Genomic DNA, 13,859 nt, shown 5'->3' with positions numbered 1-13,859 from the left:
AATAAGGGGTTAATTTAAGTGAATATTAAAGAACAAATTATTGAAATATTAAAAAGAGAAGTAAAACCTGCAGTTGGCTGTACAGAACCAGTAGCAGTTGCATTAAATACAGCTTATGCAGTAAACTTATTACCTGCTGATTCTAAGGAAATCTCAAAAATAACAGTAGAAGTAAGCAAGGGTATATATAAAAATGGTATGGATGTTGGAATACCAAATACTGATAAAATAGGATTAGATATTGCTGCCTCCTTGGGGGCAGCCACATCTCCTAAATATGGATTAGAAATTCTAGGAAAGATTACTGATGAAGAATTAAAAAAATCTGAGAAAGCATTAGGAACATATGAAATAGATGTTAAAGTTGCTAAAGATAACAATAAATCAGTTTATATAAAAACAATTGTAGAAAATGCTAATCATATTGCAACAGCTATAACAGAAGATAAACATGATAATATAGTTTATTTATCATTAGATGGTAATGAAGTATTAAATAATAGAAATGAAGCAACCGATAAAGCTACAAAAGATAATCCTGATGAGGGATTTTACAACTTATCCATAGATACTATTGTTAAAGAAATTGAAGATATGGACTATGAGGATATTAAGTTTTTATTAGATGGTATGGAAATGAATATCCAAGTAGCTCAAGCTGGAATAAAAGCAAAATATGGTTTAGGAACAGGATATAGTTATAATAAAAACATTGAAAATGGCATTATTTCAAAAGACCTTGGAAATTTAGCTTATATGCTAACAGCAGCAGCATCAGATGTTAGAATGTCAGGTCAATCCATGCCTGTTATGAGTTCCAGTGGAAGTGGAAATAATGGTTTGACTGCTATACTGCCAATAGCTGCATATAAAGAAATTAAAGAAGTAAATAATGAAGATTTAGCCAAAGCATTAGCCATTAGTCATATAATTACATCTTATGTTAAAAAATATATTGGAAGATTATCAAACTTATGCGGATGTAGTCTAGCTGCGTCAATAGGTTCTGGTTCAGCAATAGCGTGGCTATTATCAGGAAGAGATAATATTTCACCAACTATAAATAACATAATTGCAAACCAAGCAGGAGTAATATGTGATGGAGCTAAACCAAGTTGTGCACTTAAACTAGGTACTGCAGCTTCAACTGCTGTACAATCAGCTTTATTAGCAATTCAAGGCACTAATATAAAAGCTCATAACGGAATCGCTAGTAGCAGTGCAGAAGAAAGTATAAGAAACTTAAGAGAAATCAGCTTTAAAGGGATGAAATCTGTTGATGATACAGTTATTGAAATAATGTTAAATAGAGAGGGATAAAATGAACCCAAATGTAAAAAGCATTATTGATAAGGCTTATGAAATTAAGGATGATTTAATACAAACAAGAAGATATATTCATAAAAATGCTGAAGTTGGATATAACACAATTAAAACATCCACTTATATAAAAGAAAAACTTAAAGAAATAGGTGTTAATTTTCGTGATATTGATGGCACAGGAATAGTTGCAGATATTGGCTCTGGAGAAAAGACAGTTTTGTTAAGAGCTGATATGGATGCATTACCTATGTACGAACTAAATGATTTAGAATTTAAGTCAGATATAGAGTCTTCCCACTGTTGTGGTCATGACCTACATGCCACTATGTTACTAGGTGCTGCAAATATTCTTAAAGAAAGAGAAGACAGCTTAAATGGTACAGTAAGGCTTATGTTTCAACCTGATGAAGAAGGTGGAACTGGTGCAAAGAGAATGTTAGATAAGGGAGTATTAGATGATAAAAATATAAGTGCTGCCTTAGCTTTACATGTAGATGCAAAGAGTCCTTTAGGAAATTTGGATTATGGATATGGTAAGACATTTGCATCAAATGATAGTTTTGAAATAATCATAAATGGTAGAGGTGGACATGGAGCAAGAGCTTATGAGACCATAGATCCAATCAATGTTGCTATTAATATATATAATAGTCTATGTAGTTTAATAAATAGAGAAGTTGATCCTTTTAGTCATGTTTTATTCTCCATAACTTCTATAGAGGCAAATAGTACCTTTAATATTATACCGAATAGTGCAAAAATCAAAGGAACATTAAGAACATATGATGATAAGCAAAGAGAATATTTATTAAAAAGATTTGAAACAATGACAAAGGGAATATCTCAATCATTTATGGCAAATGCAGAATTTAAGGTTGATAAATCCTTGCCGGCATTAACAACATCAAAGGAGTTCACTGACAAAGTTTTAAAATTATCACAAAAACTTGAAGATAAAATAAATATTAATGTAGAACCTGTAGTGAAGAGAGGCTCAGAAGATTTTTCATATATATCTGAGAAAATTAAAGATAATGCATATCTATTTATTGGAGCAGGTAAAAATAGTCAAGAAGGATATGAATTTGGACAACACAATAGTAATGTTATATTTAATGAAGAGGTATTACCTATAGGGTCTGCTCTATTATCTACCATTGCATATCTATGGTTATTAGAAGCAGAAAGTTAATATTTATTTAATCTTTTAATATATAAAAGCAAATAACATAACTCTAGCCAATATGGCAGGGTTATGTTAAGCTTATTTTATGAACTTTTTTATTTTTAGGAGGGGATAACAATTAAAAACAATAATTCAGCATTAATAGGGATAATATATGTATTATTATCTGCATTAAGTTTTGCAGCTAGTTCTTCTTTTGGTAAAATGGTTACTATGAATTCATCTATGTCTGGTATGGTTAATTCATTTAGTAGATTTTTATTAGGTACAATAGTAATGTTTATTTATATAGTTATTACAAAAAAATCCTTTAAACCAAATAGATTTAAGCATATATTCATTAGAAGTGCCTTTAATAGTATATCAATAATGCTTTTTTCTCTTGGTTTTCAATATACCACAATAACAAATGCAAATATGTTACAAATGACATATCCTGTATTTGTTTTAATATTAGCACCTATAATTTATAAAGATAAGATAAAGAAAAGCAGTTATTTATATCTAGGTACAATTATGTTAGGGTGTTATTTAGTGGCATTTCCAGATTTCAGTAGTGTAAATATAGGAGATGTTTATTCTATTTTATCATCTATTGCTGCCGCTATTAGTATATTATCTCTAAAAGAAGCTGGTAAGTATGATGAATCTCATATTATAATTTTTTATGTAATGCTTTTAGCAACAATTATAAATCTACCATTTGTTATAAAAGATTTAGCAATGCCTGATACAAAAGTATTATTAGACATAATTTTATCAGCAGTAACAGGAGTATTAGGTCAGGTATTTATAACTATGGGGTATAAATATGTAGATAATGCAACAGGTGCTATTGTATCTGCCAGTAGAATTTTAATAGCTGCGATTTTAGGTATAGTTTTATTTTCAGATCCTTTGAATTCTAGAGTAGTTTTTGGAGGTATAGTTATTATTTTAGCTTTAATTGGAATAAGTGGTTATTTTGATAGATATAAAAAAACAAATGTATAATAGTAGATTATAAAAAAGTATTAAGGAGTTTATAATATGTTTATTAAAAAGATTGGCTTTATAGGATTAGGTGCTATGGGATTTCCCATAGCAAAACACCTTTTAAAACATGGGTTTGAAGTTCATGTAGCAAAACATAGTAGTAAAAAAGAATCCCTAGATAGAATTAAAGAACTGGAGCTGCTTGGTGCAAAAAATAAGAAAAGTATTTCTGAAATCCCAATTGGAGTAGATATGGTTATAAGCATTTTGCCATCCGATAAAGAAATAGAATCAGTATTATTAGATGAAGCATTTTTCAATAATATGGAAAAGGATACTATAATTCTTGAAATGACTTCATGCTCACCAGAAACTGTAATAAAAGTAGAAGAATATTATAGAAGTAAGAATGTAAAGGTAATAGATGCTCCTGTTAGTGGAGGAGTTAAAGGTGCAATCAATGGAAGCTTAACTATTTTAGGGTCGGGAAATGAAGAAGTTTTTAATGAAATAAAGGAAGTATTAGACGTATTTGGACAAAACATATATTATATAGGAAAACTTGGAGCAGGAAAAACTCTAAAATCAATTAATCAGATGATGATTGCTATAAATACTATGGGATTAATAGAAGGTTTTTCTGTTGCTAAGAAGCAAGGAATTGATTTAAATATTATGCAAGATGTAATAAGTCAAAGTTCAGGAAATTCATATTCACTAAATAGATATTTACATAAACTTGAGCAAGAAGACTTTGAAGGTGGATTTAAGCTAAGCTTAATGAGGAAAGATATAAAAACAGCTATAGATTCAGTAGATGATATTCCGCTGCCGTTTACTAATTTAGTTTATGATTTGTTTCTAATGACCAAAAAATATGATGATATGGATTTTATAGCTATAAGTAAACTGTATAAATAGGAAATACTATAATTGCTATATTAAATGATGTGCTTTTTATACTTTTTAATGTAAACAATAAATGGTATAATCTTCATGTAAAATAAATACAATAGCTGTATAACCCAAAAATTATAGAGGTGAGAAAATGTCTAAGAAGAAAGTCATAAGATTAATGGTAGTTCTATTAGTAGTTACAAATATAATTACTTTTGGTCTAACCAATTTAATGAGTGTAACATTTAGCAACAAAGCATATATTCCCTTAGCAGAATATAATAAACTAAAGTCAGTCTTTAATGAGTTTTCAAAGGTAATGATGGTGGAAGATTATGTTAAGGAAAATTATTTAAGAGATGTAGATGAGAAGAAATTAATAGATGGACAATTAAAGGGAATGCTTCAATCTCTGGAAGACCCATATTCTACTTACATGACTAAAGAGGAATTTGAATCTTTTTTACAACAAACCAGTGGAACTTATGCAGGGATTGGGGTGGTAGTTACTCCAGGAGATGATAATTTAATAACTGTAGTTTCCCCAATAGAAGATACTCCAGGAGAGAGGGCTGGAATAAAGAGTGGAGATAAGATAATTAAAGTAAATGGAGTAGAATACTTTGGAGAAAATATGGATGAGGCAGTAAAGGTAATGAAGGGTGATCCAAATACTAAAGTGTCACTTACTATTTTAAGAAAAAATAGAGAAAACAAAAACAATATATTTGATATTGAAGTAACTAGAGAAATTATAAGATTAGTTACGGTAAAATCCAATATAATAGATGATGATATAGGATATATAAAAATTACATCCTTTGATGAGCTAACATATAAGGATTTTAAAATAGAACTAGATAAATTAGGAAAACGTAATATAAAGGGCTTGATTATAGATTTAAGAAATAACCCTGGAGGATTATTAAATGTATGTGCTGATATAGCAGATGAATTATTGGGAGAAGGAGATATAGTATATACTCAAACTAAGGATGGGAAAAGAGAATATTTAAAGTCAGATAAAAAAATGGTTGACTATCCATTAGTTCTACTTGTTAATAAAGGATCAGCGTCAGCATCAGAGATACTTGCAGGCGCAGTTAAAGACCATAAGAGAGGAACTTTAATTGGAACAACTACATTTGGAAAAGGTGTAGTACAGAGGATTAAGGATTTAGATGACGGCTCAGGATTGAGATTAACCATATCAGAATATTTTACGCCAAATGGTATAAATATTCATGGTATAGGAATTGAGCCAGATATAGTGGTGGAATTAACAGATGGTGTTGAAGAAATTGGGGTAAACAACTTAAAGGAAGATAATCAATTAAGAAAAGCCTTAGAAGAAATAAAAACTAAAATTAAATAATCTTTAAAGAGGAGAATTAAAGTATGTACGGTTTATATCAGATTGTGTATTTTACAATAATAGACATTATAAATACTTTAAGATCTCCTTTTTTTATTGCAGTCCTATGTATTATATACTTCCAATATATAAAAATAGGAAAAATAGAAAAGGAGATTTTAGGATATAAAAAATCCGCCTTGTTAAAATTAATTATATCAACTATATTTGGAATATTTGGAGGCATAATTACAACTGTAATATTTATTTATCTAGGTGTAGTTGTAATACCTAAGGATTTTATGTATGTATTGATTGTTGCAATTTTTTTATCCCTTATAAATCCTAGATATATGTGTTTTTCCTATGGTGGAGGGATAGTGTCTTTAATAAGTTTAATAATAGGATATCCAAAGATTCAAATTTCCCAGGTAATGTCTGTAGTTGCAGTACTTCATATAGTTGAGAGTATATTGATTTTTTTTGATGGAGGCAGAAATAGAGTACCTGTTTTCTTTGAAACAAAATCTCAGGTTGTTGGGGGCTTTAATATGAATCGATTTTGGCCTATTCCTTTTGTAATATTTATTGGTGATGGACTAATTCACCCCATTACTCTTATGGCAATCCTTAGTTATGGAGATTATTCTATAGTATCTTATCCTAGGAAAAAGGTGATAAAAACCTCTATAATATTATTTTTATATAGTATTATTCTATTATATATATCGAAGACTATAGATAATCTTTTTATACCACCATTATTTGCCTTGTTAGGACACGAGTATATTATCTTGCGAAATAAGACTATTGAAAACAACAGATCCCCAATATTTACTACATCTTTTGATAAAGGTGTAAAGGTATTAGAAGTAATACCAAATACAATAGCATATAAAATAGGAATGGAAACAGGAGATATATTACTTAAAATAAACGGGGTGGAAGTAAATAATAATAAAGATTTAGAAGATATTATGAAAATCCAAGTAAATAGAATGAAGGTTGAATTTTTTAATATAAAATCTGGATTATCAACAAAGAAATATTATGGAAAAAGAAAACCCCTAGGACTTATAATAGTCCCTAGGGATTTTTAATTTAGTTTATTTAAATCTATAGAGTAAATCATTTCTGTTTTTTCATTATCAAAGGGTAATACTATATTTAAATATATAAGTTTTTTTTCTTCATTATAATATGCTTTATCACCTATTAAATTAGCTATTGTTTCAGTCTTTATATTACTAATGGAGTATTCACATAATGTAAAATTATTGTTAGCATTTTTCCTTACGTAGATAATATCACCTTTTGGAAGTAATGAATAATTTAGAATTTTTTCATTTGAAAAAGCTTCATAATTTAAATTATTATCACATTTTAAATTAGAGGACTTAGCATTTTTATCATTATTATAAAATACTAAAGAGTTAGTATCTTTTTTCTCATCTTTGTGTAAATAAGAAATTATATTCTTATCCACAAACTTTGGATTAAATCCATAGCCTATAAGTTTAAATTCCTTCCAATCATTAGTTAGAGATATGATTTTATTAGCCATATCTTGATTTTTTTCAGTTATTAAAAAGGTATTGTCCATTGCTACAATGTTTTCAATATTTTTGTTGAGAACACCTATTATATTAGTCTTGTTGTTTTTTACATTATAAGAGTAGATTATTGACTTATGATCATCATTTTCTATTAAATATAAAATCCCTTTATTATCCCATTTCATTATTTGGGGACTAAATTTATCTTCAAAGGATATCTTATATGCTCTCTTATCTTCTAATGGGATTATATATAATCCCGTTCCACTGTCACTTACTTCTATAAGGGAAACATAATTTAAATTTGTACTAAATTGTGCAGAAGATATTTTAAAATTTGAAGAATAGAGCATGATTTTTTCATTACTTGCATCGTCATAAACCCATAATTGTTCAATAGTTTCATTGGTATCCTTATTAGATAGAGATTTTTTATATAAGATATGACCATCATTAACATAATTTAAAATATGACCGTTATCTAATGAAGAAGAAATAGATACTTTTTCTGAATTTATAATATCGCCCGTATTTGCATTAACTTTTGCGTATAAATTTACTAAAGGAGTTTCTGGATTGTCCTTATCAAATATATTGTTATATGATATATCCCATACTATAGTATTATCCTCAGCTCTAATGAGATTAAAATTCGGAGAGTTTTTTGTGGAAATTTTAAAATGGGATTGAATTTTATTTAGTACATCATTAATACCATATTTGATTTTTAAGGGTTCGTAATCATCATAAACTATATTAAACTTTAAATCTTCAACTTTTTTAAGTTGTGATTTTTTAATCTCCATAATTACTTGAGGGACTACTAAACGAGGAAGTTTTTTATCATAAATTCCACTAACGTGGATATTAACTTCACTACCCTTTTTAATTATACTATTGATATTGATACCTGAACATTCGCTTAATCCTAAAGAAGCTAATATTTTTAGCTTATTATTATTTGTCATAATTTCAACAGAAGGTTCAATGGATTGAAAGCTTTTAGAGAAAAGTATCTGTTCAATTTCATATTTGATTTCTTCTTCTTCAAATCTTGCATCATCTGTTAATAGGGAATCTTTTTTGTTGGGAACACAACCGAAAAAGAATAGTGCAATAAATACTGTGATTATTATTAATAAATTCCGCTTCATGAAATTCGCCTCCTAAAGATAGTTTACTATATTAATCTAGTTTCTTCAATATAGAATTTTGTCATGGATATACTATAGTATATATTTATATAATATACTTTGACAAAATAATATTATATTATATAATATAGTATATCTGGAACAAATGTTCAAATAACGAGGTGTAAGTATGAATAAATTTAAGATAGAATCAAGTTTTAAACCGACTGGAGATCAACCAGAAGCCATAAATAAGTTGGAAGAAGGTATAAATAAAAATTTAAAGCACCAAGTATTACTTGGAGTTACTGGTTCTGGAAAGACTTTTACTATGGCAAATATAATTGAGAGAGTTCAAAAGCCGACCTTGGTTATAGCACATAATAAAACATTGGCATATCAATTGGCTTCTGAATTTAAGGAGTTCTTTCCCAACAATGCTGTAGAATATTTTGTTAGTTATTATGATTATTACCAACCTGAAGCATATGTACCCCAATCTGATACTTATATAGAAAAAGATGCATCTATTAATGATGAGATAGATAAATTGCGACATTCCGCTACAGCAGCATTGTTTGAAAGGAGAGATGTAATTATAGTAGCATCTGTATCCTGTATTTATGGTTTAGGAGATCCTATAGATTATGAAAATCTTGTAGTATCTTTAAGACCAGGTATGGAAAAGGATAGAGATGAAATAATGAGAAAATTAATAGATATCCAATATATTAGAAATGACATTAACTTTATTAGAGGAACCTTTAGGGTTAGGGGAGATATACTAGAAATATTTCCAGCTTCTTCTAGTGAAAACACTATTCGTATTGAATTTTTTGGAGATGAGATAGATAGGATAGTAGAAGTTAATTCTTTGACGGGTGAAGTCATTGGACTTAGGAATCATGTTTCAATATTCCCTGCATCTCACTATGCTACTACAGAAGATAAGGTTAAGAGAGCAATAGAAACTATAGAGAAAGAATTAGATGAAAGGTTAAAGGAGTTGAGAGATAAGGAAAAATTACTTGAGGCTCAAAGATTAGAGCAAAGAACTAGATATGATTTAGAAATGTTGGAAGAAATGGGATTTTGCCAAGGGATAGAAAACTATTCAAGACATTTGAGTAATAGACCTGCTGGTTCAAGACCTTTTACTTTGATAGATTACTTTCCAGATGATTTCTTGATAATAGTAGATGAATCTCATGTTACTATACCACAAATAAGGGGTATGTACGAAGGGGATAAGTCAAGAAAGACAAATCTAGTTGAATATGGATTTAGACTTCCGTCTGCTTTAGATAACAGACCTCTTAAATTTAATGAATTTGAGTCAATGATAAATCAAATACTGTATGTTTCAGCTACCCCTGGTCCTTATGAACTTTCTCATACTGAAAATATAGTAGAGCAAATTATTAGACCAACAGGTTTACTTGATCCAATTATAGAAGTAAGACCGACAGAGCACCAGATAGATGATTTAGTGAATGAAATTAGAAAAGTAGTAGCTCGACAAGAAAGAGTATTGGTAACAACCTTAACTAAAAAAATGGCAGAGGATTTAACTAACTATTTTAAAGATATTGGAATAAAAGTTACTTATCTTCATTCTGATGTGGAAACTATAGAAAGAATGGAGATAATAAGAGATTTAAGACTAGGGAAACATGATGTTTTAGTGGGAATTAATTTGCTTAGAGAAGGACTAGATTTACCAGAGGTATCTTTAGTAGCCATATTAGATGCAGACAAGGAAGGATTTTTAAGATCTGAAACATCCTTAATCCAAACTACAGGTAGAGCTGCGAGAAACGTTTTAGGAAAAGTAATTATGTATGCTGATAGAATTACTAATTCTATGGAAAGAGCCATATCTGAAACTAATAGAAGAAGAAATATTCAAGATGAATATAATAAAAAACATAATATTACACCACAGTCTATAAAAAAAGGTGTAAGAGAAATAATAGAAGCAACAATAGTGGCAGAAGACGAAGTAAAATATGAAGAAACATTCTCCAAGGAAGAAATAGAAGGAATGATAGATGGATTAGAATCTGCAATGCTTACAGCAGCAGAAGAATTAAACTTTGAAAAAGCAGCAGAGCTTAGAGATAAGATAATGGAATTAAAGAAGAAGCTAAAATAGAGGTGAAGTAAATGGCAAAGGACGAAATAATAATAAGAGGAGCTAAGGAGAATAATCTAAAGGATGTATCCTTAACTCTTCCTAGAAATAAATTTATAGTTTTTACGGGATTATCAGGTTCTGGGAAATCTTCTCTAGCCTTTGATACCATATATGCAGAAGGACAAAGAAGATATGTAGAGTCTTTATCTAGCTATGCTAGGCAATTTCTTGGTCAAATGGATAAGCCAGATGTAGAATATATAGAGGGGTTATCTCCATCTATTTCTATAGATCAAAAGACAACATCTAAAAATCCAAGGTCAACTGTAGGGACTGTTACAGAGATATATGACTATTTAAGACTATTATATGCTAGAATAGGTACACCTTATTGTCATAAATGCGGAAAAGAAATCTCTAGCCAGACAGTAGAGCAAATGGTGGACAAAATAATGGAATTTGAAGAAAGAACAAAGATTCAAATATTAGCACCAATTATTAGAGGAAAAAAAGGTGAACATGTAAAGATACTAGAAAATATTAAAAAAGAAGGTTTTGTCAGAGTCATAATTGATGACGAAATGTATGATATTGGAGAGGAAATAAAACTAGAGAAGAATAAAAAACATACTATAGAAGTAGTAGTAGATAGAATAGTGATTAAAGAAGGTATAGAAGGAAGATTAGCTGATTCCTTAGAAACAGCTTTAAAACTTGCAGATGGACTTGTTGTAGTAGATTTTATAGGAAAGGAAAAGATAATGTTTAGTGAGAAACTATCTTGTCCCGATTGTAATATAGCTATTGAAGAATTATCTCCTAGGATGTTCTCTTTTAACAGTCCTTTTGGAATGTGTCCCACTTGCAATGGTTTAGGATTTTATAAGGAGGTAGATAAAGACTTGGTTATACCAAATTTAAACCTAAGTATAGATGAAGGTGGAATAGCACCATTTTCTAGCTCCAACGAATCCACATATTATTATCAAATATTTAAAACCTTGGCAGAGGACAATGATTTTAGCACAGATAAACCTCTAAAGGATGCACCCCAAAAGTTTATAGAAGAATTATTATATGGTACAGATAGAGTGATTTCTTTTAAATTTCTTAGTCATTTTGACGAAGAAGGTATGAGAGATTTTAAAGGGAAATTTGAAGGCATAATTCCAAATTTAGAAAGAAGATATGCAGCAACTAATTCTGATTATATGAGAAATAAAATAGATGAATATATGGCAGAAAATCCCTGCCCAACTTGTAAAGGCAGAAGATTAAAAGATGAGGTATTGGCTGTAAGAATAAATAAGTTGAATATAGCCCAATTGACTGATTTATCCATTACTAAAGCAATAGAATTCTTTGACAATTTAGTTCTTACAGAAAAACAGCAAATCATAGGACAACAAGTATTTAAGGAAATTAAAGAGAGGTTAAATTTCCTAAAGGATGTAGGACTAGATTATTTAACTCTTTCTCGTACAGCAGGTACATTATCTGGTGGTGAATCTCAAAGAATTAGATTGGCAACTCAAATAGGCTCTAGTCTTGTAGGTGTAGTTTATGTATTAGATGAACCTAGTATTGGATTACATCAAAGGGATAATGAAAAATTATTAAAAACATTAAGGAATTTAACTGATTTAGGGAATACATTAATAGTAGTGGAACATGATGAAGATACTATGTATGCAGCAGATCATATTGTGGATATAGGACCAGGTGCAGGTATTCATGGAGGCTATATAGTAGGGGAAGGAACAGTTGATGAAATAAAGAGTAATCCTGAGTCTATAACAGGTTTATATCTTTCAGGTAAGAAAAAAATTGAAGTTCCAAAGGAAAGAAGACAACCTAATGGGAAATGGCTGGAGATAATTGGTGCAGAGGAGAATAATTTAAAAAACATAGATGTAAAAATTCCTCTAGGATTATTTACTTGTGTTACAGGAGTATCAGGCTCAGGAAAATCTTCTTTAGTTAATCAAATTCTTCATAAAACCTTGGCACAAAAGCTAAATGGTGCAAAGACAAAAGCAGGAAAGTATAAAGAAATAAAAGGAATCGAATATTTAGATAAGGTAATAGATATAGACCAGTCACCAATAGGTAGGACGCCAAGGTCAAATCCTGCTACTTATACGGGAGTATTTGATCATATAAGGGACGTATTTGCCATGACAAATGAAGCAAAGATGAGAGGATATCAAAAAGGCAGATTTAGCTTCAATGTAAAGGGCGGACGATGTGAAGCTTGTAGCGGTGATGGAATATTAAAAGTGGAGATGCACTTTCTTCCAGATGTATATGTACCATGTGAGGTATGTAAAGGAAAGAGATATAATAGGGAAACCCTTCAAGTAAAATATAAAGGAAAAACTATTTCAGATGTATTGGATATGACAGTGGAAGAAGGAGTAGAGTTTTTCAAAAATATACCTAAAATATCTAGGAAACTAGAAACTTTATTTGATGTAGGACTAGGATATATAAAAATAGGTCAATCATCAACAGAATTATCAGGTGGAGAAGCTCAAAGAGTAAAGTTGGCAACGGAATTATCTAAGAGATCCACAGGAAAGACTATTTATATATTAGATGAACCAACTACGGGACTTCATGTAGCTGATATTCATAAACTAATAAAAGTATTAAATCAGCTTGTAGAGGGAGGAAATACTGTAGTAGTTATAGAGCACAATCTAGATGTTATAAAAACAGCGGATTATATTATAGACTTAGGACCAGAAGGCGGAGATAAGGGAGGAACTATTGTAACTACAGGAACTCCAGAGGAAGTAGCTAAGGTGAAGAAATCATATACAGGACAGTTTTTGAAAAAGGTATTGGATTAAGATTTAAATGAAATGCACCTCAAAGGTTAGACGATAAATTTAACTTTTGAGGTGCATTTTTATACTATAAGAGTTTGGATATATTGATGGATTTGCTATTATAAATATATTGCAAAAACTTAATATATATATTTTAAAGTTCAACAAACTTCGATATAACACTTATGCTATAGTGCTAATAAGCTTAGACAAATAGTAATATATTTAATCTAAAATTTTCATTTTGACATTTGCAATAATATTTATTCGTCTCTAATGGTATTTTGTTAAATAAAAATATATTTATAAAGTCAATGCTTATGGAAATGTAATATAAATGTATAAATAAAGTGTCACAAAATGACTTCTAATTTCGTTATATAATTATAAGGATAAATTAAGATGAAATTATCTTAATGAATATAGATTCAAATAAATATGGAAAAAAGATATATAATTGAATT

General features: G+C 29.4%; 9 protein-coding genes. 8 read left to right on the top strand and 1 reads right to left on the bottom strand.

Going from position 1 to position 13,859, the window contains the following annotated elements; genetic code table 11:
• Positions 1–18 precede the first annotated feature (18 nt).
• The 6 genes from BUB33_RS06760 (at position 19) to BUB33_RS06735 (ending at position 6,835) form a co-directional block, all read left to right on the top strand.
• Positions 19–1,320, top strand: a complete 1,302-nt coding sequence (locus BUB33_RS06760) for an L-cysteine desulfidase family protein (protein ID WP_072974643.1) — start codon at positions 19–21, stop codon at positions 1,318–1,320.
• Position 1,321: 1 nt separating this feature from the next.
• Positions 1,322–2,515 (top strand): M20 family metallopeptidase, encoded by a 1,194-nt coding sequence (locus tag BUB33_RS06755; RefSeq protein ID WP_072974641.1) that lies wholly within the window; start codon positions 1,322–1,324, stop codon positions 2,513–2,515.
• A 105-nt stretch (positions 2,516–2,620) separates the two neighbouring features.
• Positions 2,621–3,502: a DMT family transporter gene (locus BUB33_RS06750; protein WP_327191967.1), complete on the top strand. Its 882-nt coding sequence runs from the start codon at positions 2,621–2,623 to the stop codon at positions 3,500–3,502.
• Between the two features lie 36 nt (positions 3,503–3,538).
• Positions 3,539–4,405 carry an NAD(P)-dependent oxidoreductase gene (locus tag BUB33_RS06745; RefSeq protein WP_072974635.1) on the top strand — a complete coding sequence of 289 codons (867 nt, stop codon included), beginning with the start codon at positions 3,539–3,541 and terminating at the stop codon, positions 4,403–4,405.
• Between the two features lie 127 nt (positions 4,406–4,532).
• Positions 4,533–5,756: a S41 family peptidase gene (locus tag BUB33_RS06740; protein ID WP_072974633.1), complete on the top strand. Its 1,224-nt coding sequence runs from the start codon at positions 4,533–4,535 to the stop codon at positions 5,754–5,756.
• Positions 5,757–5,779: 23 nt separating this feature from the next.
• Positions 5,780–6,835, top strand: a complete 1,056-nt coding sequence (locus BUB33_RS06735; protein ID WP_072974631.1) for a PDZ domain-containing protein — start codon at positions 5,780–5,782, stop codon at positions 6,833–6,835.
• Here the strand turns inward: BUB33_RS06735 and BUB33_RS06730 are convergent.
• On the bottom strand, positions 6,832–8,445 hold the full coding sequence (locus BUB33_RS06730) for a hypothetical protein (RefSeq protein ID WP_072974628.1): 1,614 nt from the start codon (positions 8,443–8,445) through the stop codon (positions 6,832–6,834). The genes BUB33_RS06735 and BUB33_RS06730 overlap by 4 nt on opposite strands.
• Positions 8,446–8,614: 169 nt before the next feature.
• On the opposite strand from BUB33_RS06730, the gene uvrB reads away from it, so the two are divergent.
• Both uvrB and uvrA read left to right on the top strand, forming a co-directional pair.
• Positions 8,615–10,579, top strand: a complete 1,965-nt coding sequence (gene uvrB / locus BUB33_RS06725) for an excinuclease ABC subunit UvrB (protein ID WP_072974626.1) — start codon at positions 8,615–8,617, stop codon at positions 10,577–10,579.
• Between the two features lie 11 nt (positions 10,580–10,590).
• Complete coding sequence (uvrA, locus tag BUB33_RS06720) at positions 10,591–13,416, top strand: excinuclease ABC subunit UvrA (protein ID WP_072974624.1); 2,826 nt, start codon at positions 10,591–10,593, stop codon at positions 13,414–13,416.
• The last annotated feature ends 443 nt before the right edge of the window (positions 13,417–13,859 follow it).

The organism is Tissierella praeacuta DSM 18095 (assembly GCF_900128955.1).
Lineage (GTDB): Bacteria > Bacillota > Clostridia > Tissierellales > Tissierellaceae > Tissierella > Tissierella praeacuta.
Note: the sequence above shows the minus strand (reverse complement) of the source record. Positions and strands in the feature narration are given on the sequence as shown.